Origin of the sequence: Nonomuraea sp. NPDC049684 (genome assembly GCF_044465345.1) — a bacterium.
Taxonomy (GTDB): domain Bacteria; phylum Actinomycetota; class Actinomycetes; order Streptosporangiales; family Streptosporangiaceae; genus Nonomuraea.
Genome location: NZ_JBITLO010000001.1, coordinates 1,207,996 through 1,229,310 on the forward strand (window position 1 = coordinate 1,207,996; position 21,315 = coordinate 1,229,310).

16 protein-coding genes are annotated in these 21,315 nt (G+C 71.7%); 9 read left to right on the forward strand and 7 right to left on the reverse strand.

The features are described from left to right. Positions 1–85 precede the first annotated feature (85 nt). Both ACIBST_RS05365 and ACIBST_RS05370 read left to right on the forward strand, forming a co-directional pair. Positions 86–1,276, forward strand: a complete 1,191-nt coding sequence (locus ACIBST_RS05365) for a hypothetical protein (RefSeq protein ID WP_397169325.1) — start codon at positions 86–88, stop codon at positions 1,274–1,276. Between the two features lie 5 nt (positions 1,277–1,281). Continuing rightward, positions 1,282–1,962, forward strand: a complete 681-nt coding sequence (locus ACIBST_RS05370) for a hypothetical protein (protein ID WP_397169326.1) — start codon at positions 1,282–1,284, stop codon at positions 1,960–1,962. Between the two features lies 1 nt (position 1,963). On the opposite strand, the gene ACIBST_RS05375 is transcribed toward ACIBST_RS05370, so the two are convergent. Together ACIBST_RS05375 and eccD are read right to left on the reverse strand one after the other, a co-directional pair. Then, positions 1,964–2,410: a YbaB/EbfC family nucleoid-associated protein gene (locus ACIBST_RS05375; protein WP_397169327.1), complete on the reverse strand. Its 447-nt coding sequence runs from the start codon at positions 2,408–2,410 to the stop codon at positions 1,964–1,966. A gap of 36 nt (positions 2,411–2,446) precedes the next feature. Further along, the gene (gene eccD / locus ACIBST_RS05380) at positions 2,447–3,937 is read right to left on the reverse strand and encodes a type VII secretion integral membrane protein EccD (RefSeq protein ID WP_397169431.1); all 1,491 of its coding nucleotides are present in this window, start codon (positions 3,935–3,937) and stop codon (positions 2,447–2,449) included. A 145-nt stretch (positions 3,938–4,082) separates the two neighbouring features. Here eccD and eccCa point away from each other — a divergent pair, with 145 nt between their 5' ends. From eccCa to ACIBST_RS05395, 3 genes are read left to right on the forward strand one after another with little or no spacing between them, the layout of a single operon-like run. Beyond that, positions 4,083–8,015 carry a type VII secretion protein EccCa gene (eccCa, locus tag ACIBST_RS05385; protein WP_397169329.1) on the forward strand — a complete coding sequence of 1,311 codons (3,933 nt, stop codon included), beginning with the start codon at positions 4,083–4,085 and terminating at the stop codon, positions 8,013–8,015. 24 nt (positions 8,016–8,039) lie between these two features. Continuing rightward, complete coding sequence (locus ACIBST_RS05390) at positions 8,040–8,354, forward strand: hypothetical protein (protein WP_397169330.1); 315 nt, start codon at positions 8,040–8,042, stop codon at positions 8,352–8,354. Further along, positions 8,351–9,517, forward strand: a complete 1,167-nt coding sequence (locus tag ACIBST_RS05395; RefSeq protein ID WP_397169332.1) for a transglycosylase SLT domain-containing protein — start codon at positions 8,351–8,353, stop codon at positions 9,515–9,517. The genes ACIBST_RS05390 and ACIBST_RS05395 overlap by 4 nt, the downstream gene beginning before the upstream one ends. A 70-nt stretch (positions 9,518–9,587) precedes the next feature. Here the strand turns inward: ACIBST_RS05395 and ACIBST_RS05400 are convergent, their stop codons facing one another. The 4 genes from ACIBST_RS05400 to ACIBST_RS05415 form a co-directional block, all read right to left on the reverse strand. Continuing rightward, a complete protein-coding gene (locus ACIBST_RS05400) occupies positions 9,588–11,666 on the reverse strand; it encodes a hypothetical protein (protein WP_397169333.1) in 2,079 nt (692 codons plus the stop codon). Between the two features lie 65 nt (positions 11,667–11,731). Continuing rightward, a complete protein-coding gene (locus ACIBST_RS05405) occupies positions 11,732–12,901 on the reverse strand; it encodes a S8 family serine peptidase (protein ID WP_397169334.1) in 1,170 nt (389 codons plus the stop codon). Positions 12,902–13,490: 589 nt separating this feature from the next. Further along, the gene (locus ACIBST_RS05410; protein WP_397169336.1) at positions 13,491–14,129 is read right to left on the reverse strand and encodes a response regulator; all 639 of its coding nucleotides are present in this window, start codon (positions 14,127–14,129) and stop codon (positions 13,491–13,493) included. Then, the gene (locus ACIBST_RS05415) at positions 14,129–16,117 is read right to left on the reverse strand and encodes a sensor histidine kinase (RefSeq protein ID WP_397169337.1); all 1,989 of its coding nucleotides are present in this window, start codon (positions 16,115–16,117) and stop codon (positions 14,129–14,131) included. The genes ACIBST_RS05410 and ACIBST_RS05415 overlap by 1 nt, the downstream gene beginning before the upstream one ends. 136 nt (positions 16,118–16,253) lie before the next feature. Between ACIBST_RS05415 and ACIBST_RS05420 the strand changes: the two genes are divergently transcribed. Further along, positions 16,254–16,688 (forward strand): hypothetical protein, encoded by a 435-nt coding sequence (locus tag ACIBST_RS05420; protein WP_397169339.1) that lies wholly within the window; start codon positions 16,254–16,256, stop codon positions 16,686–16,688. Between the two features lie 298 nt (positions 16,689–16,986). Here ACIBST_RS05420 and ACIBST_RS05425 read toward each other — a convergent pair whose 3' ends face one another. After that, a complete protein-coding gene (locus ACIBST_RS05425) occupies positions 16,987–18,048 on the reverse strand; it encodes an FtsX-like permease family protein (protein ID WP_397169341.1) in 1,062 nt (353 codons plus the stop codon). 612 nt (positions 18,049–18,660) lie between these two features. On the opposite strand from ACIBST_RS05425, the gene ACIBST_RS05430 reads away from it, so the two are divergent. From ACIBST_RS05430 to ACIBST_RS05440, 3 genes are all read left to right on the forward strand, one after another. Further along, the gene (locus ACIBST_RS05430; protein ID WP_397169343.1) at positions 18,661–19,182 is read left to right on the forward strand and encodes a hypothetical protein; all 522 of its coding nucleotides are present in this window, start codon (positions 18,661–18,663) and stop codon (positions 19,180–19,182) included. Between the two features lie 337 nt (positions 19,183–19,519). After that, a complete protein-coding gene (locus tag ACIBST_RS05435; protein ID WP_397169345.1) occupies positions 19,520–20,323 on the forward strand; it encodes an alpha/beta fold hydrolase in 804 nt (267 codons plus the stop codon). Continuing rightward, positions 20,323–21,102 (forward strand): MerR family transcriptional regulator, encoded by a 780-nt coding sequence (locus tag ACIBST_RS05440; protein ID WP_397169347.1) that lies wholly within the window; start codon positions 20,323–20,325, stop codon positions 21,100–21,102. Before ACIBST_RS05435 ends, ACIBST_RS05440 begins: the two co-directional genes overlap by 1 nt. The last annotated feature ends 213 nt before the right edge of the window (positions 21,103–21,315 follow it).

The following is a 21,315-nucleotide window of genomic DNA, read 5'->3' on the forward strand; positions in this document are numbered from 1 at the left end:
CCGCGACGGCCGACCTGTACGGCTGACCGCTCACGCGGTTAGTGTTTCTGATCGTTCGGGCGGGTCGCAGGCTTTGGGGGCGCGGATGGCCGAGTTCGGGAGCATCGACAGCCTGGTCAACTGGACCACGGCCGAGGACTCGGCGGTGACCGGACGCATGTCCGCGACGGTCGTCATGAGCGACGGCGACACGGCTGAGCCGGGACCGGCCGCTCCCGCGGCGGCCGTCGCCGGCCTCGGACAGGAGCCGTACGTCCAGGAGGTCGAGGACGACGGCGAGCACCGGCCGGACGACGGCGCCGTGGAGCCGGCGCCCCCGGACGGCCTCCTCGAGATCTCCGGCGACGACCCCCCACCCGAGCCGCACGACCCGCCCCCCACCGACCCCACGGCCCCCGCCCGCGAGGACACCCCGGCCACCGAGGACGACCCGACCCCCCAGAGCCCGAGCACCCTGGAAACCGGCCCTTCCGACTCCACCCCCTCGGATCCCCCCGCCGCCCCCGAGACGCCCGCCCCCACCGCCCCACCCGCCGACTCCGAGGCACCCGGATCGACCGCGCCGGAGCCGCCCGCCGACTCCGAGAACACCGGCACCCCCGACACCGAGCGCCCCCCGTCGCCCACGACCCCCGACCATCCCGAGAAGACCCCGTCGTCCGGGGAGCCGACGCCCGACCGACCGGCCGCGACCACCCCCCAGGACACCACCAAGGCGCCCGACGCCGCGAAACCCCCCACGGCCACCACCCCAAAGGCGGACGACACCGAGGCATCTCCCAAGGAAGCCGCCCCGGCGGGCGGCGGCGGGACGCCGAGCGGCGGCCTCCCCACCGGCACACCCCCGGACCCCACCACCGCCACCCCCACCACGCCCGCCGCCGCGAACAAGGACGGCTCAGGCAAGGAACGCCCCCAGGACCCGAAGGCGACCGCGCTGAGCGACGGCGGCGTGTCCGGCGACTGGCGCAAGGCCAGCCCGGAGGCCATGGAACGGCTGGGCCAGAGCCTCGCCCCGACGCAGGCGGGCGGTACGCACACGCCGGGAGACCGGTTCAGGGCGGTGGAACGCACGGTCAGAGGCGCCACCCCCGGCTTCCCGGGCTTCGGCCTGCTCGGCAGGTTCGCCTTCGACGGCGCCTACGACGCGGCCCGCAACTCCGCCGCCGACTACCTCAAGCATGCCAAGAACCAGCTCGGCCGCTGGCAGACCCAGCTCAACGAGGGCGCCAAGGTCATCAGGGACGCCAACGACAAGAGCACGCTGAAGAAGTAGGAACCATGGATCATTACCGCAACGGCACGACCCTGTACACGATGGCCGTGGCCTCCTGCAACGCGGGCGCCATGCTGAAGACCAACGTGGTGCTCTCCGTCGTGTGCAAGATGTGCGCCGCACTGATCGGCACGATGCTCTCCAGCCCCGAGGACATCCGCGGCACGGCCCACGAGGTACGCGCCGCGACGCACGAGGTGGAGCAGGCGAAGGAGAGCGTACGGCAGCTCATCGCCGGGGTCTCCAGCCAGGACTGGGAGCGGTTGGCCCGGCCCGAGATGGAGAAGGTGGCCGAGCAGTTCACCCTTGAGGTGGCCAAGACCGGCGGCGTGTACAAGGAGCTGGCCCACACCCTCGACCAGCTCGCGAAGATGTCCCACACGGGTGCGGTGTCGTCCGCCGCCCTGGCCGGGTTGTTGCTGACACTCTCGGCCGCCGGGCACTTCTTCCCGGGCAACCCGCTGGCGGCCTCGGCGGCCGTGCGGGCGCAGGGGGCGTTCAGGCGGTTCTTCTCCAAGATGCTCGTGGTGTACGGCTCGGCCGCCGCCCTGGCCTGGCTCGCGAGCGGACTGATGTCCGCCTTGACGGACACGGGCATGTCGCAGGCGGTCACGCTCACCGGCAAGGACGCGCCCGCCTTCGAGCAGGTCGTCATCGCCGACCTGCCCACGCAGCGCCAGGCCTAGCTCACAACTCCAGCCGCCGCCGGATGCGGTCGAGTTCGCCCATCACGTCCTCGAACGTGCGGTTGTAAGCGGACTCCGCCTCCTTGATCTGGTTCAGCGCGGCGTCCGGGTTCCTGAGGTACGTCATGGGGTTGTCCTCAGAGTCGCCGAACGTCTCGTTCATGCCCTCGGCGACCTGCCGCTGTAGGTCGGCGGTGGCGTCGTGCAGCGCCGTCTTGATGAGGTCGGCCAGTTCCCCGGACGACAACCGCAGGCCCTTGGGGTGCAGTTGCAGCTCGCGTACGCCCTCATGGCCGCACTCGACGGTGACTAGCCCCTGCTCGTCCTGGGCCCGTCCGACGAAGGAGTCCATCTTCTTCTGGAACTCCTCCATGCGGGCGAACTGCTGGTCGGCCCCCTTGAGCAGCTTCTCGATGTCGATGTTGGCGAAGTCTCCGAATTCCTGCACAGCCTCACTCCTCCGCTCGAAACGGCCAGCAAAGTATCAGCCCGACAACCCGCGTACCCAGGTGTAGAGCTCCAGCACGCCGGCCGCGAGCGGGAAGAGCTCGACGATCAGCAGCAGGTCCAGGATGTCCCCGGCCCGTCCCCAGAAGGGCGACGGTTTCCCCGACGCCAGGCTCCGCCCGGCCCCCACCGCCAGCAGGGACGCCCACAGCACGCCGACCGCGACGGCCAGCGCGCCGACGACGCCGCCCTTGGAGCTGAGCGCGAAGGCCAGCATCGCCAGCCCCGCCAGGCCGGACCCGACGAGGCAGATGCGCTGGGCGACGCCGGAGAACACGCGGGCGCGCATGATGAGCGTCAGGGAGAGCGTGCCGGCCAGGATGTAGGCGATCAGGCCGTCGTGCAGCACCAGCAGCGCCAGAGCGGCCAGCGCGACCAGCCCGACGGCGGTGATCAGGCCCGTGGCGTAGCGCTGGGCGATCACGGTGCGTTCCTGGATCGCCGCCGCGTCGAGCCGCTGGTTGTCGGCGCGCAGCTCCTCGGCCGTGGTGGGCATGGCCGGCAGCGGCACCCGGGCCATCCGGAACGACATGGTCGGCACCAGCGGGCTCAGTGACAGCAGGACGGCGATGGCCACGGCCGCCACTCCGGCGGGGGCGGCTCCCGTCACCATGACCACGGCCGCGCAGATCGTGCCGCACGTCGCGGCGATGGACGTGCCGAGGAAGCCGGGCATGCCGTGCGAGACCGTCATGCCCGCGACGGCGGCGGCGAGCGCCGTGCAGGCGAACGCGGCGAGCACGTGGGGAGCGCCGACCTCGGTCACGCCCCCGCCGCCGGAAGGGGTGAACAGCCCGGCCAGGAAGGCGTACGGCAGCGCCGCGTGGCCGATCAGCGCGCTGGCCGTGGCGTCGCCCATGGCCCGGGAGAGCACGGTTCCCGCGGCGATGATCAGCAGGGCGAGCGTCGCGAAGACGACCGTGCCGATCTGCGGGGGCAGGCCCGCCACCGCCAGCCCGGCGGCTCCCAGGACCAGCAGCCCGGTGGCGCCGGCCGCGCCGAGGGCCGCGGTGTGCGCCTCCGTCCACTTGCCGGGGCCGCCTCGCACGCCGGTGGCCACGACATCGGCGACGTCGTCGAAGACCGCGGGCGGCAGGATCGACTCGCGCGGACGCAGGTAGAGGATCTCGGCGTCGAGCACGCCGAGCGCGCTGAGGCTCTGCTCCAGGTCCAGCGGCGCGCCGCCGAGCCGCTGCAGCGTCCATCCCGGAGACGACGTCGCGTCGCCGCCCACCTCGCCGAGCATGCGCAGCAGCCCCGGCAGCACGTGCGGCAGGGGGATGTCGGCCGGCAGCGTCAGGTCAGCCTTGCGGCTCGGCCCCACGATCGTGACGTTGCACAACGTCGGCAGCGGCAACGGCAGTTGCGCGAGCGCGCCCTGCTGCACCGGCCCCGACGGCGCCTGAGCGGGCTCGGCGGCTTCCCCGGCGGGGGGCCGGGACTCGGGCGGCGGCGGCTTCTGAACCATCGATCCCACGGTCCACTCCGTCCCAAAAGGATCACGGACAGCACAGACCATAGCGGGTCGATTCTGGTAAGAACGTCGCGTGAGCAAAGTGGTTGTCCGGCGCCCGGAGCGTCGTCCAGGCCCGAAGCCACCTCGCGGAGAAGTCATGCTGGAGTCTCCGCCGGAGATCCCCGAGGTTCAGGGCCAGGGTTTCATGCTGGTGCTCACCTACCTGCCCATGGTGGCCGGGGCCGCGGCGATGGCGCTGATGTTCACCGCGGGGGGCGCCAACGCCAGCCCGGTCATGTACGTGGCCAGCGGCCTGTTCGCCGTCTCGATGGTCGGCATGAGCATCGGCCAGATGGGACGCCAGGCGGGCGAGCGCAAGCACCGGCTGAACGGCGCCCGCCGCGACTACTTCCGCTACCTCGGTCAGATCCGCAAGAAGGCCAGGCGCGCGGCCAAGCAGCAGCGCGAGGCCCTGGAGTGGAGCGGCCCCGAGCCGGACTCGTTGTGGTGGATCGCGATGGGCCCCCGGTTGTGGGAGCGCCGGTCGCGCGACGACGACTTCAGCACGATCCGCCTGGGCACCGGCGTGCAGAAGCTGGCCATCCAGCTCTTCCCGCCCGACTCCAAGCCCGTGGAGGACCTGGACGCGCTCTCCTCCGGCGCGCTGCGCAGGTTCATGCGCGCGCACTCCACCCTCGCCCGGCTGCCCGTGGCCGTCGCCCTGGCCTCCTTCGCGCGCATCCGGCTCACCGGCGACCTGGCGGCGATGCGGGACCTCGTCCGTGCCATGATCGGCCAGGTCGTCACCTTCCACTCCCCCGACGACATGCGGATCATGGTCTGCGCCGACCATGAGCGCATGCCCCACTGGGAATGGGTCAAGTGGCTCCCGCACGCGCACCATCCCGACCTGGCCGACGCGTCCGGGCCCGTCCGCCTGATGGCCGAGGACCTGGGCGATCTCGATCGGCTCGTCGGCGGGGACCTCAAGGAGCGGCCCAGGTTCCAGCCGGGCTCGCCGGCGGACGCGCTGCCGTACCACCTGGTGATCGTGGACGGCGGGCACATGCCGCACGACTCGCAGCTCGGCAGCGACGCCATCCAGGGCGTGACCGTCATCGACCTGACCGGCTCCACCGGCGCCGTCGAGGAGGGCAACACGCTGCGGCTGGAGGTCCAGCGGGACGACCTGCACATGGTCAAGATCGACCACGCGGGCAAGGAGCGCAGGACGCGGCTGGGCACGCCGGACAGACTCTCCTACGTGTGGATGGAAGGGCTGGCCAGGCAGCTCTCCCCGCTGCGCGCCTCGTCCAGGAGCGGCGGCGACGGCGAGGACATGCTGTCGATCAACACGACGCTCACCGACCTGCTCGGCATCAGCGACCCGCGCGCCCTGGACCCGGCCCTCACGTGGCGGCCGCGTGCCGGACGCAACAAGCTGCGCGTGCCGATCGGGCTCGGGGCGGACGGTCGCATGGTCGAGCTCGACATCAAGGAGTCGGCCCAGGGCGGCATGGGCCCGCACGGGCTGCTGATCGGAGCCACCGGCTCCGGCAAATCGGAGCTGCTGCGCACCCTGGTGCTCGGGCTCGCCGTCACCCACTCCTCGGAGATCCTCAACTTCGTCCTGGTCGACTTCAAGGGCGGCGCGACCTTCCTCGGCCTCGACTCCCTCCCCCACGTCTCGGCCGTCATCACCAACCTGGAGGACGAGCTCCCCCTGGTCGACCGCATGCACGACGCGCTGCACGGCGAGATGGTCCGCAGGCAGGAGCTCCTGCGCGCGACGGGCAACCACGCCTCGCTGCGCGACTACGAACGGGCCCGCGAACAGGGCGCCAACCTCGCGCCACTGCCCACGCTCTTCGTCGTGCTGGACGAGTTCAGCGAGCTGCTGTCCACCAAGCCGGAGTTCATCGACCTGTTCGTGATGATCGGCCGGCTGGGCCGCTCGCTCGGCGTGCACCTGCTGCTGGCCTCCCAGCGGCTGGACGAGGGCAGGTTGCGGGGCCTCGACACGCACCTTTCGTACCGGATCGGGCTGCGGACGTTCTCGGCCATGGAGAGCCGGGCCGTGCTGGGCGTGGCCGACGCCTACGAGCTGCCCTCGGCCCCCGGCAACGGCTACCTGAAGTTCGACACGACCGGCATGACCCGGTTCAAGGCCGCCTACGTCTCGGCCGCCTACCACCCCGATCCCAGGCACGTGACTGACAGCGGGCAGCCCGCGGCGCGCGAGGTCATCGAGTACGGCCACGCCTACGCGCCGCTGCCTGCCGCCGAGACGCCACAGGAGGAGCCGCCGGAGGAGGCCGAGGAGAGCGGCGCCCAGCCGAGCCTGCTCGACGTCGTGGTCGGCCGGCTGAAGGGACGCGGCCCCGCGGCGCACCGCATCTGGCTGCCGCCGCTGGCCGAGCCGCCGACGCTGGCTCACCTGCTGCCCGCGCTGTCGGTGACGCCGGAGCTCGGGCTGTCCACGCCCGGCTGGGACGGCCGGGGCCGGTTGCACGCCGTCATCGGCATCATCGACCGGCCCTTCGACCAGCGGCGCGATCCGTACTGGCTGAACCTGTCCGGCGCGGCCGGGCACGTCGGCATCGCGGGCGGCACGCAGAGCGGCAAGAGCACCGTGCTGCGCTCGCTGATCGCCAGCATGGCGCTCACGCACACGCCCAAGGAGGTGCAGTTCTACTGCCTGGACTTCGGCGGTGGCACGCTGTCGGCCCTGGAGGGGCTGCCGCACGTGGGCGGCGTGGCCAACCGGCAGAACGCCGACCGGGTCCGCCGTACGGTCGCCGAGATCTCGGGCATCCTCCAGCAACGCGAGCGGGACTTCGCCGACCACGGCATCGACTCGATCGCCACGTACCGCAAGCGGGTGGCCGACGGCAGCGTCGAGGGCGACGGCTGGGGCGACGTGTTCCTGGTCGTGGACGGCTGGCTGACGATCCGGCAGGAGTACGAGAACCTGGAGCAGGTGATCACCGACCTCGCCGCGCGCGGACTCGGCTACGGCGTGCACGTCATGGCGACCACCAACAAGTGGTCGGAATTCCGGCCGGGCATCCGCGACCTGTTCGGCACCAGGATCGAGCTCAAGCTCGGCGACGCCTACGAGTCGGAGGTCAGCCGCAGCGCGTCGCTCGCGGTGCCCGAGGGCACTCCGGGACGCGGCCTCACCAAGGACGGCATGCACTTCCTGGCCGCCCTCCCGCGCATCGACGGGGTGCGCGGCGCCGAAGACCTCGCCGACGGGCTGCGTTCCCTCGTGGAGGTCGTCGACGAGGCGTGGCAGGGCCCGGCGGCCAAGCCGGTCCGGCTGCTGCCGTCCCTGCTTCCGGCGGCCGCCCTGCCCGGCCCGGAGGAGACCGGCAGGAACCGCATCGCGATCGGCATCGACGAGGCGACGCTCTCCCCCGTCATGCTCGACTTCGATGCCGATCCGCACTTCGTCGTCTTCGGCGACACCGGGTCCGGCAAGTCGAACGCGCTGAAACTGATCATGGAGGGGCTCGTCGCGCGCAAGACCCTCAAGGAAGCCCGGCTGGTCGTGATCGACTACCGCCGGTCGCTGCTGGACACCGCGGCCACCGAGCACCGCATCGGCTACGCCGTCTCCAGCGCCGCGGCCGCGGAGCTGGTGAAGGAGGTGCGCTTCGCGCTGCTCAAGCGCCTGCCGCCCGCCGACCTGACCCCAGACCAGCTTCGCGACCGCAGCTGGTGGCACGGGTCGGACCTCTACATCGTGGTGGACGACTACGACCTGGTCGCCACCTCCAGCAACCCCCTGCAACCGCTGGCCGAACTGCTGCCACAGGCGCGGGACATCGGCCTGCACCTGATCCTGGCCCGCCAGATGGGCGGCGCCAGCCGCGCCATGTACGACCAAGCCGTGCAGCGGCTCAAGGAGATGGCCAGCCCTGCGCTGATCATGTCGGGCAGCCGGGAGGAGGGCGTGCTGTTCGGCAAGGTGAAACCGCAGCCTCTCCCGCCCGGCCGGGCCTTCTTCGTTGACCGGAGATCGGGAGACCGGCTGATCCAGACGGCGTCGCTGGAAGCGGAGGAAATCGGGTCTGACCAATCGTGATGATCGCCACTATGCTCGATCCTCATGAGCAAAGGCGTCGTTGATGTTTCCTACACAGCGCTCGACGAGTGCCGGACACGCATCCATGTGGCGTCGAAGGACTTCGCCCTCGATGAGATCCTCAAGGTCAGCCAGTCGAAGACGCCCGCGGAGGTGACACCCCCCGACCTGTTCGGCAAGCTTGACGGCGCCAGCGATCTGGCCGCCAAGGTCGGTGCCACCTGGACCGCCGTCCGCGTCGAGCTCGGCAGCGCTCAGCGCAGGCTGGAGAACGTCGAGCGAGCGCTCGACGAGGTGGAGGCCAACCTCCACAAGGCGGCGACGGCCTCGGGCGCATGAGCGACGCCAACGCCACCCCTCTGCCGGACATCTCCGAGATTCCCGGCGGGGGAGAGTTCCTGACGCTGCTCGCCAAGGTCACAGGCAACCCCCAGGGCATCAAGGACATCGCCTACGCCTGGGAGTCGTGCGGGTCGCATGCCGCCATCGAGACCGCCGCGCTCATCGACAACCTCAACGAGGTCGACCGGAAGTGGGACGGCGACTCCGCGGACGCCTTCAACGCCTACATGCGGCAGTTCCCCAACGCGGGCGGCGCCTTCAACAACGACGTCCACGCCTGCGCCCAGGCGCTCAAGAACGTCGCCACGGAGCTGGAGAAGGCCTTTCCGGGGATTACGACCCTCCGGGACGACACGCTCGGCTACGCGCGGCAGTACATGGGGAACTACCTGGCCACCCATCCCAACACCAAAGAGGTCGACGCGAAGGCCGCGATGTTCGCCGACCCCTGCTTCACCGACATCGTGAAGGCCAACCTTGAGCAGGCCAGGAGCCTGGTCAGAAAGGCCGAGGACGCCGTCGGGGCCGCTGCCACCACGCTGCGTGACCACGTCCGGCCTGGCTCTCTCGACGGATTCGGCCGGTTCACCCACATCCCCGACCCCGGAGGGCCGGACTTCGACCCGGGCGACAAGAAGGTGGTCTGGACGAAGGCGGCCGCCCAGGACGAGACGCGGGTGTCGGGCGGCGGCCCGGGGTCCGGCAACGGCTCCGGGGCCGGCGGCGGCTCGCCGACGACGGGCACTCCCGCGCCCAAGGCCGAGGTGGTCGAGTGGATCAAGCAGGCGCTCACCGTCATCAGGTCTCCCGAGATGGCCGAGGTCATGCGCCAGCGCGGCATCGACGTCAGCGACCTTGACCCGAACGACCCCAAGGACATCGAGCGTATCTGGACGATCATCTACCACGAGTCCGGCGGCAACCCCAACGCCGTCAACAACTGGGATATAAACGCCAAGAACGGCGTCCCGTCGCAGGGCCTGATGCAGACCATCCCGCCGACGTTCAACGCGCACGCCCTGCCCGGCCACGAGAAGATCCTCGACCCGGTCGACAACATCATCGCGGGCGTCCTGTACACCTACAGCCGGTACGGCAACCTCGCCACCCACCCCGGCATCGAGTCTCTGGAGCGAGGCGGCGGCTACCGGCCCTACTGACGGGCCGGCGGCCGGGGAACGGCGACGACCCCACCCGGAATCCTCCGGATGGGGTGCGTCCTGTGCCGGGTCAGCCGCAGTTGGCCCAGCCTGCGGCGGTGCTCCCGGCACCGACGCTGCCGGAGAACTTCACGCACCTGCCCGGCGCGGCCAGCTTCACCGGCCCCGCGTAGTACTTGTAGTCGCCGCTGTCGGTCGCGCTCTCCCCGTCCTGGACGTCGAGCGTCGCGCTCACCGGGCTCTCCTTGCCCACGCCCGCGTACTTCATCGTCACCACGCAGTTCTGCTTGGTGCCGCTGTTGTACAGCTGGAAGGTTTCGCCGCCGTTGAACGCCTGCGAACGCTGCACGTAGAAGCCGGACCCGCACACCTGGACAGGCGTGTAGGGGTTCTTCGGCTCCGGTTCCGGCTGCGCCGCCGGCGGAGCCTCGCTCTTGGGCGGCTCCGGCGCGGGGGCCTCCGTCGTGGGCGGCGGAGTGGGCGCCTGCTGGGTGCTCTTGGTGGGGGCCGGGGCCTCCGTGCTCTTCTTGGGGGCCGGGGTGGGGGCCTCCGTGCTCTTCTTGGGGGCCGGGGTGGGGGTCTCGGTGCTCTTCTGAGGGGTCGGTGTCGGGGGTTCGGTGCTCTTCTTGGGGGTCGGGGTCGGCTCCTGGGACTGCTCCGGCGTCCTGGTGTTGCGCGCCGTCGGTGTCGCCGTGACCGTTTTGGTCGCCTGCGGGCTCTTCGGCTGTGATGCCGTCGGCTGCGGCGTGGTCGGCTGCGGGGTGGCGACCGGCTGGGTGGACAGCGGCGAAGGCGTCGGCACCGTGCTGTACACGGGCGCGGTCGGGACGCCGGACGGCTCCTCGGTGGGCAGGATGAGCGGGCCCACCCCGTACGAGTCAGCGTCGGACGGCGTGGCCCAGGGCACGGCCACGTCGGCCTGGTCGGTGCCCGGCTCGCCCGGCTGCGGAACCGTCCCGTCACCGGGGCCGGTCGTCCCGTTCCCCGTCGCGTCGGCGGACCCGGCCGCTCTGTCGGTGGACTTGCCCTCGGCCGCGACGCCGACCGAGTCGATCCGGTTCGTGTCGGTGTAGCGGCTGGCGCCCCACAGGCCCACCCCTGACAGCACCATGAGCGCGGCGACCGACGTTGTCAGGCCGACCGGGAACTTGCGGCGCGGGGCAGCCGGATCCACGACCGACGCCTGCCACACCTTGGGTCGCTGCGGCGCCTCCGTCATGGGTTGCTGCAGCTTGGGCGGCTCCCACGTCTGCTGGGGCTGCTGCACCTGCTGAGGCTGGGGCGGCTGCACCGGCACGCCTTCGAGCGGCGCCCCTTCCGCCGCCGGCAGAGCGGGAGCAGCGAACGCCGGCGCATGAGCCGAGGCGTCCGGCGACGGCAGCTTCGCCGTGACCTCCTGGTCCGCTGATGGGCCGCCGAGCAGGCGCAGCAGCGCCGCGTACGCGGCGGGTCGCTGCTTGGCGTCCTTCGACAGCGCCGCGGACACCACGGTCTGGAGCGGCCCCACCAACGTGCCCAGCTCCGGCGCGCCGGTCAGCACCTCGTCGGCGTCATGAGCGAACGGCGCCTTCCCGGTGGCCGCGAAGACCACCGTGGCGGCCCATGCGAACAGGTCGGCGGAGGGGCCGTACGGCTCGCCTCTCAGCTGCTCGGGCGAGCGGTAGCCGATCTCGCCGACCGCCTCGCCGAGGTCCAGGTCGGTCACCCGGACGCCGTCGGCGCCCATGATCACGTTGCTGGGGTTCAGCCCCCGGTGCGTGACGCCTGCCAGGTGCGCGGCGGTCAGCGCCGTCAACGTCCCGACGGCCACCCGCTCCACCCCGTCGGGGTTGAGGGGCCCGTCGGCGGCGACGGTCTCGGCCAGGCTGCGCCCCTCGACGTGCTCACGTACGACGTAGAGGTGCCCCTCGTGCAGACCGGCGTCCAGCGTCCGCGCGATGGACGAGCTGGAGAGGCGCCGGACCTTGGCGAAGCGCGCGAGACCTTCCGCGTCGGCGTCCGGCTTCGCCGCCAGCAGTTTGATCACCCGGATGGGCGCGTCCTTCGACTCACGGCCGAGGAAGGCCGCTCCGCGCGGCCCCTCCGGCAGGCGTTCCGACAGGTCGTGGTCGCCCAGCCTCGGTGGATCGTCTGGCTGTAACGGGTGCATCGTAGGTTCCCTTCGTATCCAGGCGCTGCGCTGCGGGCAGCGCCTGCATCAGCGATCAGGTGACGTCATGGGGCCGGTGGGCCCGTGCGCCATCCACGGCGTCTGCCGAGCGGCAGCACCAGTGCGAAGGCGCCGGCCGCGGCGGTGAGGAGCAGCGCTCCGGCTGTCACGGCCAGCGCGGTGTCGCGGGCGGCGACGTTCTGCGGGGGAAGCTTGGCGATCGCGTCCGCCGCGAGGGGATCGGGCGGAGGCGCGGCCACCAGTGGCTGCCCCGCGGGTTCGAAGGGCAGCACGGCGCTGACCGCCTGCACCGGGTTCACCATGCCCGCGCCCGTGCCCTCGCCGATGGAGCCGTCGGCCGTGGCGATGATGCGCCGCCGTACCTGTTCCTGGTCGAGGTGCGGGAAGCGGGCGCGCACCAGCGCGGCGGTCCCGGAGACGTAGGCGGCGCCGAAGCTGGAACCCTCAAGGTCCAGCTTGTACGACTTCCCCGGCCACGGCGCGATGATGCCGACCCCCGGTCCCAGGACGCCGACGGGCGTGGCCGTGTTGGAGGAGTCGGCGCGTCGCCCGTCCGGAGTGGCTGAGCCCACGGCCAGCACGCCCTCGTAGGAGCCCGGATAGGCGGGCACGTCCTCCTTCTTGTCGGTGATGTTGCCCGCGGCGGCGACGATCACGACGTCCCTCGCCAGGGCGTTGCGTACGGCCGCCTTGAGCGCGGGATTGTCGGCCGCCTTGATCGAGATGTTGATGACGTCGGCCTTGAGCTGGACCGCCTTGTCGATGGCCGCCGCCAGGGTGGCGACGTGGCCCTCGGCCTGGCTGCTCTGCTTGAGCACCATGACGGTCGCCCGCGGGGCCACGCCGTGGAAGGCGACGCCTGGATAGACGCGCCCGGCGATGATCCCCGTGACGGCGGTGCCGTGGCCGACGCAGTCGGTGTAGCCGGTCCCGGTGAAGTCGACGAAGTCGGAGAGCCAGGGCAGTTGCGGGTGTTTGATGTCGAGGCCGCTGTCGATGATCGCCACCCGTACGCCGGCTCCGGTGCTCAGCCGCCATGCCGTCTTGATGTCGAGCCGCGTCTGCGCCCAGGGCTCGCCGCCGGGCAGCTTCACCACGCCCGGTTCGGGGCTGCACTCGGCGTCCGCCGTCGTGGCGGCCGCCGGAGCGGCGGCGACGCCGAGTCCCAGCACGGTGGACACCACTACCCGGCCGATCAGGCCCGCGCGTCCCATGCTGCCGGGACGTCGTCGACATCCGCGCCCCGGCTCCGCGGGGTGTGCTCCCAAGCTGAGGGGCAGCACAGAGGCGTGGCCAGCGTTCGTACGGGGCCGAACGCTCCACCGCTTCACCAGGGTCATCTCAGCCATCCGGGTCAAACCGCATCTGATCGCCGAACGCGGCGATCGACGCCACCAGAGGGGCGAGGGGGAACGGGGGCGTCCTGGCTTTGGTATCCGCGCCCACCCACGCACCTGTCCCGATCAAGTCAATTCATTCGAGAGGCAATCTTGCGACGCCAGATGACCTGTGTCGTTAGCGGAGAGTGCGAGATATCTTGGCGAGGAGCGCAACGCCATCCACCGCCAAGAGACGCGCTTCCTCTTCGGGGTCATCCCACGCGCCGCGCCCGTCAAGGGGCGGGAAGTGCGGGCAGAGGCTTGTGCATGGGGACAGTTGGCGGCGGATCAGGGGTGAACTGCTCGGGCCTCGGCCGTCGAATCAGGGAAGGCACCATCCGCCGGCCCCTGGCCGCAGCCGGCCACGGCCCAGCGCCGCGTCAGGTCTCGCCGACCTGGCGAGGCGGACGGAAGTCGGCGATGATCAGCCGGAGCCGAGCCCGGCATCCCGGGCCCGGGCAACCGCCGCCGAACGGCCGGAGACGTGCAGCTTGGCGAAGATGTTGGACACGTGGTTGCGCACGGTCTTCTCGCTCAGCACGAGCCGCCGCGCGATCGCCTGGTTGTTCAGACCGACCGCGACCAGGTCGAGGATCTCCACCTCGCGGTCGGTCAGCTCGGGCAGCGGGCGCGGGCGTGCCGCGGTCGTGGCGAGCACCGACAGCAGGCGTTCGCCCGTAGAGGCGCCGAACACCACCTGCCCGGCCGCGACCGCCCGCACCGAGCGCACGATGTCCTCGCCGGTCGACTCCTTCAGCAGGTAGCCGCGGGCCCCGGCGCGGATCGCGGCGAGCACGCTCTCGTCGTCGGTGAGCATCGTCAGCGCCAGCACGACCGTCTCCGGCCGGTCGGCGAGGATGCGGGCGGTCGCCTCCACGCCGCTGATGCCCGGCAGGTGCAGGTCCATGAGCACCACCTCCGGCGCGACCCGTCCGGCGAGGTCGACGGCGGCCTCGCCGGTGCTCGCGACGCCCACGACGTCGATCTCCGGCGCGTCGCCGAGGAGCGCGACCAGGCCCTCGGCGAACACCGGGTGGTCCTCCACCACCATGACCTTGATCATCAGGCCGCCAGCGGGAGTCTGACGAGCAGGAGCGTGCCCGGTCCCGAGCCGGTGACCAGCTCGAACGTGCCGTTCAGCTCCTCGGACCTGCGCCGCATCGAGGCCAGGCCGAACCCGCGCCGGGCGGGCGCGCCGACGCCCACGCCGTCGTCCTGCACGCGCAGCTCCAGGGTGTCGGTGGCGCGCAGCGTGACCGTGCAGCGGGAGGCCATGGCATGCCGTACGGCGTTCGTCAGCGCCTCGGCGGCGATCCGGTAAGCGGCGAGCTCGACCGGCGGCGGCAGCACGGGCAGGTCGGGCGGCACCTCCACGTCGACCGCGAGGTCGCCGGCGAAGCCCCTGCCGAGCTCGGCCAGCGCGCCGGCCAGGCCCAGGTCGTCCAGGGGCGGCGGCCGCAGGTCGTTGACGATCGTGCGGACGTCCTCGACGGTGGCGCGGATGCGCCTGGACAGCTCGTCCATCACCCCCTTGGCCTTGGCGGGGTCGGTGTCCACGAGTCGGCGGGCGCGGTCGGTCTGGAGCGCGAGCGCGGCCAGGTTGGGGCCGAGGCCGTCGTGCAGCTCGTACAGCAGGCGGTCGCGTTCCTCCTGGCGGGCGGCGAGCATACGGCCGTGCGAGCGCTCCAGGTCGGCGCCGAGGCGGTGGGCGTGCACGGTCACCGCGACGTGCGGGGCGAGCTCGCCCACCAGCTTGTGGTCCTTCGGGCGCAGCCGTTCGCCGAGCAGCAGCGCGCCGACCGGCTCGCCCCGGTGCAGCAGCGGCACGGTCTCGGCGACCTCGCCCGGACGGCCCCAGGAGGCGACGACCGCGCCGGACTCCTCGACCGCGACGTAGTGGACGCGCAACACCCTGCCGACCTCCGCGGCCATCTGGTCGAGCAACTCGCCCGGCACGCCGGCTCCGGACAGGCGGGTGCCGAGCATGCGCAGCGCGCGGGCCGGGTTGTCGCGGTCGCCGTACACCAGGCGGTTGGCGGCGGCGAGGACCCGGGCGTACAGGGGATGCACGACGAACGCCACGAGCACCGCCGACACGCCCGCGCCGACGATGCCACCGAGGGTGAACGCGACCAGCGCGTACATGATCAGCAGCCCGACGCTGAGCGCGCCGAAGGCGAGCGCCCGCGACAGCAGGAGGTCCAGGTCCCACAGGCGGTGGGCGACGATCGCGACCGAGACCGCCACCGGCAGTGGCACCGCCGCCAGCACGAGCGCGCCCGCTCCCCAAGACGCGACGAGCGCCACCCCGGCCAGCGCGACCGTGATCAGCGCGGCGGCCACCACCCACTGGAGCCGCCTGCGCACCTCCTCGCCCGACGACCGGTAGCGGACGGCGAGCGAGGCCACCGCGGCGGCCACGGCCCCCGCCGTGCACGCGACGACCGGCCCGTCCAGCACGTCGGGCAGGCCGCGCAGACCGGCCAGCACGCCCGCGTACCCGTCGGGGAACAGGCCGGGCACGTTCTCGTACGGCACCGGCCGCAGCATCCAGTCGAGCGTGTTGGCCCCGATCGCGACGAGCGCCGCCACCAGCGCGGGCCGCCAGCGGCGCGAGGGCAGCCGCCCGTCCGGGAAGATCAGCAGGAAGACCGTCGGCACGACGAGGTAAGCCGGCATCCACAACCAGTTGGACGCCCACATCGCCCAGTCGTCACCCGGCAGCCGCCCGCCCCCGACGCCGCCCTCGACGCCCTGGTTGATGCCGAGCAGCCCGTACGTGCCGAGCGCCAGCCCCACCGCCTGGGCCGACCCGGTGAACACCATCACCCAGCCCACCCGGCCCGCCGGCCCGCCCGGCCGCTGCGACACCACGAAGAGCCCGGGCACGCCGAACGACAGCGCCGCCACACCGCGGAAGGCGTCGAACCGCTCGACGATCCCCGTGACGCCGAGCGCCCGCAGCCGCGGCTCGACCGCCAGCGAGCCGACCACGAGGGCGACGAGCACCCCGCCGACCAGCGAGGCTCGCCGTACCGATCTGTCCTTCATGGAGTGAATCGTGCCACCCGGTTGTCCCGCCGTCACGGGACGAGAAGTCCCCTCCGGGTCGGGGCATGAGGCTCATGACGCCCGGCGGCCGCCCCGCACATCCTTGAGGCCGTTCCTACGACCTCAGGAGAAGAACATGTCCGTCTCCACCACGACCACCACCGACCGGCCGCTGAAGGTCTCGCTGCTCGTCGGGGTCGGGCTGCTGCTCGTCCTGGACCTGGCCGGCGCGGTCATCTCGCTGTCGGCCGGCCTGAACGCCACGTTCCTGGACGCGCTCGGCTCCCAGGCGCGCCTGTCGGCGCCGATCCCGATGATGGTCGCGCAGGTCGTCCTGGTCGCGGGGGCAACCAGCCGCCGCCGGGCGCTCGCCGCGCCCGCCGCCGGGCTGCTGGTCGTGGCGGGGGTGCTGGCGTTCATGTCCGGCTTCTACGACGGAGGCTACGCGGCCGACCTCACCGGCGGGCAGCGGATCTTCCAGATCGTCCTGGTGTGCGCGCATCTGGGGGTGGGCGTGCTGGCCGCGATCCGGCTGGTCGGGCTGCTGCGCCGCCGTAAGCCACTCTCGTGAGCAGGAGAACGTCGATCGCCGGAGCCGGCGGCGCGAGGTAGGCCATCAGCCTGGCGTGGAACCACTCCTGGCCGACCAGCGGGCGCAGCAGTTCGGTGCCGAGTTTCCAGACCAGGACGAACAACAGCAGGGCGGCCACGGTTTGACCAGGATCGCCAGTCCGAGCAGGACCTCGAAGGCGCCGACCAGCACCATCATTTTGGCCGAGTCCACGGCTGTCTTGCCGAGGCCGAAGGAGGCGAAGAAGTCATGCCAGTAGCGTTTGTGCTCGAAGGCGCCGAAGCTTCGGCGCCGGCGGTCAGGGGGCGGACAGCGCCTCGACCGGCCTGACCCGCAGCGCCCCCGCGGCGGTGGGCACCGTGGCCGCCAGGACGAGCAACAGCGCGCCCCCGGCGATGGCCGCGTAGACCCAGCCGGGCCCTGCGGCCATCGGCGACCCGGTCTTGACCAGGCTGTAGGGCACGGTGGTCGCGGCGGCGGCGACCGTGCCGAGCGCAACGGCCAGGACCGCGGTCAGCACGCTCTCGGCCACGACTGTTGCCATGACCTGGGCACGAGTGGCGGCCGACAGGCGCAGCAGCCCGAACTCGCGGCTCCTGCGGCGGGTCGCGGCGATCAGCGTGTTGACCACGACGATCGCCGTGAACGTGATGATCATGGCGACGACCAGGTAGTTCACCGGGGCGAGCCGGGCGCTGACGTCGGCGGCGTCCCGATGGAGGCTGTCCTCGGTGCTCTGCATGTAGAGCGTGCCGCCGGCGATGCCGACCATGAGGATCAGCGGCCCGGCGACGCTGCCGGTGTGCGGGGCGCGGGCGTGCAGGTTGCGGACGGCCAGCCGCCCGGACGCGCGGGCGGGCCCGGCGGCGGACAGCGCCCGCACCGGCGGGATCGACGCGGCGCGCCTGCTGGAGATCAGCGCGGCGGCCAGCGCGGCGACCAGGGACGTACCCGCCCCGAGCGCGGTGCTCGGCCACCCCGCGACCAGCTGGACGCCCGCCCCGACGAGCCCGGCGTCCGCCAGGCGGGCGAGCACGACCTCGCCGAGCCCGGCGCCCGGCAGCAGCCCGGCGGCGATCGCGGGAAAGGCCACGACCAGTGTCTCCAGCACGACGTTCTGCCGGATCTGGCGCGGGGTGGCCGCGATGGAGCGCAGCAGGGCCAGCTCCCGCTCGCGGTGGCCGATGGTCAGCGAAACGGTGGACACGACGCCGAAGGCCACGACGGCCAGCGTCCAGCCGCCCAGGATGGCCGGCAGCAGCAGTCGGCCAATGCCGCCCAGGGTGCGCACCTGATCGGCTTCGGCCGGCATGGGGTACGGCGTCGGCTGCGTGAATGCCTGGGCCCGCCAGACGTCCATGGCGGCCTCGTCGTACAGCTCGGGATCGGGGCCGGTGGTGGTCGCGGACCGCTGACACTCTCCTGTCGCTCAACAGTGGGAGATCTTGCTTCTCGGATTCCAGCGTCACTGGGGGACGAAGATCCTGGACCGTCGTACTCCCAGCATCGCCCTCGATACGAAAGCCACGGGACCGCAGGCAGCCTGTGGTCCCGTGGCTTCCGCCGGTCAATCCAGCTAGCTAGCGGGTAGGGGTCGGGGTGGCCGTTGACGGCACAGCGGGAGACGGCGTGGTTGAGGGCTGCGTCGCAGTGAGGTCGGGCAGATCGCCGGGGACGTGCTTGGGCTCGCCGCTGATGCAGGAGTCGACGAAGAACTCCTTCACCTGGCCGCGCCATTCTGCTGTCTCTCCACCGCCGGCCACCTTGCGCAGACAGGTCATGCGCTGGTCGTAGGTGGAGGCAGGGCTGCAGCCGATGGTGGCGATGGAAGACAGCCGCAGTAGGGGTGCCGTCGGAATACGGCAGAAACGGGCCGTGCGAGCACATCGCCGCAGGCAGGAGAGAAGCCGCGCGGCGGTCAGATGGCTTGCACCGGGACCCCGATTCCCGTCATTGGAGGGATCATGGACGCGTGAGGGCGGAGATTCTTGCGAATCTGTCGGCGGCCGATCCGGGTACGCGGGCCGAGGCGCTGCGGTGGTTCACGGCACACGGGGACTCCGGCGACGCGGCGGTCGTGGCACCTCTCGTGCGGGATCCGGGCGAGTTCGATGATCGGGATCATGACGATCCACCCGAGTCGGCTCGAACGCCCGTCCGGATGGTCGCCCTCGAAGCGCTCGCCCGGCTGCGGGGGCCAGGGATGTTCACCGGGGTGTTCGACGACGCGCTTCAGGACGGCGATCTTCGGGTGCGGGCGCGGGCCGCGCTGGGCGCTTCGGCCGGGGCGCTGCTGGCGCGGCTCGCCGTTGAGGGCGATCGGGGGTTGCGGTACCGGATCGCGGTCGGGCTGCTCGCCGGCGACGTCGGCCGCGACCAGGCGGTTGCGGCCCTCGAACGGCTGCGCGGCGGCGACGATCCGGCAGCGGTCGCCGCCGCCTCCGTGCTCGGCGCGGTGGCGCGCCTCTCCCAACGGCGGCGGGACGACGGGTAGCGATGCCGCCGCTTCGGTGATCGGGGACGATACGCCCACAGTGACCGGGCAGGACTGTGTTCTTTCGGGTCAGCCGGACGCGGCCCGTTTCTGCCGCATTCCGGGGGCACCCCCAGAAGATCTTGGCCGGTAGCCGGGGTCGATGAGCGGCGTGGTGGTGAAGGAGACCCGCGCGACAACTGTGACAGGCCGGCGGGGACCCCCTTCCTCGCCTTCGGGGTCGCGATCGGGAACCACGATGGAGTCCTCCAGCCTCGGAGGCCGCGCACCTGTCGTGCCGGAATTCACGGAAACGCGACTTGACCTTGACCCTAAGGTCAAGGGTGACGCTGGTGGCATGACCAACTTGAACGCCGCCCACCTGGGCTGGAAGGGCCTGTTGCCGGTGGAGGACACCGCACTGGCCGTGACCGACACCGGCGGGTCAGGCATCCCCGTCGTCTATCTGAACGGTTCCTACGCGAGCCAGCGGCACTGGCGGCCCGTCATCAACGCCCTGGGGCCGGGGTGGCGGCACATCACCTACGACGAGCGGGCTCGCGGCAGATCGAAGAAGTCGGCGGACTACTCCTTCGAGGCCTGCGTCCGGGATCTCGACGCCGTCCTGAAAGCCAGGCGGGTGGAGCGACCGCTCTTGGTGGGCTGGTCCTACGGCGCCTTGCTCGGGGTCCACTGGGCCGCCCGGCATCCGGGACGCGTCGCCGGCGTGGTCGGGGTCGACGGCCCCTTTCCGTCCGGGTGGACCGACGAGGCCGGCCACGAACGCATCCGGCGGCTGTTCCACAAGGCCCGATGGGCGTTGCCGATGGCGCGCCTCATCGGCAACGCCGCGCGGATGAGTGCCGCACAGCATGCCGAGATCAACATCGAGGCCCACATCCTGCACGCCGCCCTCGAACCGGTCCTCGACAGCCTGACGGTCCCGGTCCGGTATGTGGTCGGCTCGGGTGAGGCCCTGGGAAGCAGGAATGACGAGCAGGAGCGGATGCGCACTACTCTCAACCCTGTGCTCGCCCGCAACCCGAACCTCACGATAGGCGCGAAGGTCACCGGCAACCACGGCACGATCGTGCGCAAGGATTTCCGCGCCATCGCCGAGGCCACACGCGAGCTCGCCGCCCTCACCCGCGAAAGTCGCTGATGACCATGACCAGCGGCGTCACGATCGGCCAGGCGGCGGCCTTCGCCGGCGTCACGATCAAGACCGTCCGCCACTACCACCGGCTCGGCCTGGTCGACGAACCGCGCCGGGACGCTTCCGGCTATCGCCGCTACGGGTCGTCCGACCTGCTGCGGCTGGTCCAGGCCCGGACACTGGCCGAGTCCGGCGTACCGCTGTCCGAGATCGCCGCCCTGCTCGATGCCGATCCGGAGCGGTTCGCCGTCCGCCTGGCCGAGGTCAAACGGCGGCTGACCGAGCGGATCGAGGAGCTGATCGCGCGGGGCGACTCGCTGGACCGGCTCGCCAACAGTGACCGGGCCCTGTTGTCCGACCGGGCCTGCGCGCTGCTGGAGCGGGCCGCCGACCTCGGCTTCACCCCGGATGAGGTGGCGGCCTACCGCGAGGGCATGGTGCTGGCCAGGGCCCTGGTACCCGACGGCTTCGACGACTATCTCACCAAGGCCGAGCACGTCCTCGACGACACTCGGTTCGTCGCCTTGAACAAGGAATGCTGGGCCGCCAAGGACCTGGCGCCCGACGACCCCCGCATCGAGAAACTCGCGACCGCCGTGGCCGGCCGCTTCCTCGCCAACCCCGGACTGCTCGCGATCTCAAGCGGCCTCCAGGCCCGCATTGACGTCACCCGATACGGCCTGCTCAACCATCACGGCGAAGACCAGGGGTCGGCCATGGCCCGGCTGACCACGCTGGTCGAGGCAAAACTGCGCTCCGCCGGCGTAGACATCCCCCACCAATAGACGCGGCTCACCGTCCACAGTCCCGACGCGGTGAGCCGAGCACCACACGGTGGCCGGTCGGCTGACGGGAACGCGTCTTCATCGACGACACGTGCCACGTCGCATCCGGCTTTCTCGCGGGCTGGCGGCCACCTGACCGCTGCGAATAACCCCCCGAAAACCGGATCAATACTGACCGTACCCGACCTTCCGCGTCCCGGATTCCGAGAAAGA

Excerpts from the sequence above, each read along its gene's own strand:
- ACIBST_RS05440 (WP_397169347.1), top strand. The coding sequence starts at position 20,323 with ATGACCATGACCAGCGGCGTCACGATCGGCCAGGCGGCGGCCTTCGCC.
- ACIBST_RS05405 (WP_397169334.1), bottom strand. The coding sequence starts at position 12,901 with ATGGGACGCGCGGGCCTGATCGGCCGGGTAGTGGTGTCCACCGTGCTG.
- ACIBST_RS05425 (WP_397169341.1), bottom strand. The coding sequence starts at position 18,048 with ATGGACGTCTGGCGGGCCCAGGCATTCACGCAGCCGACGCCGTACCCC.
- ACIBST_RS05370 (WP_397169326.1), top strand. The coding sequence starts at position 1,282 with ATGGATCATTACCGCAACGGCACGACCCTGTACACGATGGCCGTGGCC.
- ACIBST_RS05390 (WP_397169330.1), top strand. The coding sequence starts at position 8,040 with ATGAGCAAAGGCGTCGTTGATGTTTCCTACACAGCGCTCGACGAGTGC.
- ACIBST_RS05415 (WP_397169337.1), bottom strand. The coding sequence starts at position 16,117 with ATGAAGGACAGATCGGTACGGCGAGCCTCGCTGGTCGGCGGGGTGCTC.
- ACIBST_RS05365 (WP_397169325.1), top strand. The coding sequence starts at position 86 with ATGGCCGAGTTCGGGAGCATCGACAGCCTGGTCAACTGGACCACGGCC.
- ACIBST_RS05420 (WP_397169339.1), top strand. The coding sequence starts at position 16,254 with ATGTCCGTCTCCACCACGACCACCACCGACCGGCCGCTGAAGGTCTCG.
- eccD (WP_397169431.1), bottom strand. The coding sequence starts at position 3,937 with ATGGTTCAGAAGCCGCCGCCGCCCGAGTCCCGGCCCCCCGCCGGGGAA.
- ACIBST_RS05410 (WP_397169336.1), bottom strand. The coding sequence starts at position 14,129 with ATGATCAAGGTCATGGTGGTGGAGGACCACCCGGTGTTCGCCGAGGGC.
- eccCa (WP_397169329.1), top strand. The coding sequence starts at position 4,083 with ATGCTGGAGTCTCCGCCGGAGATCCCCGAGGTTCAGGGCCAGGGTTTC.
- ACIBST_RS05400 (WP_397169333.1), bottom strand. The coding sequence starts at position 11,666 with ATGCACCCGTTACAGCCAGACGATCCACCGAGGCTGGGCGACCACGAC.
- ACIBST_RS05395 (WP_397169332.1), top strand. The coding sequence starts at position 8,351 with ATGAGCGACGCCAACGCCACCCCTCTGCCGGACATCTCCGAGATTCCC.
- ACIBST_RS05435 (WP_397169345.1), top strand. The coding sequence starts at position 19,520 with ATGACCAACTTGAACGCCGCCCACCTGGGCTGGAAGGGCCTGTTGCCG.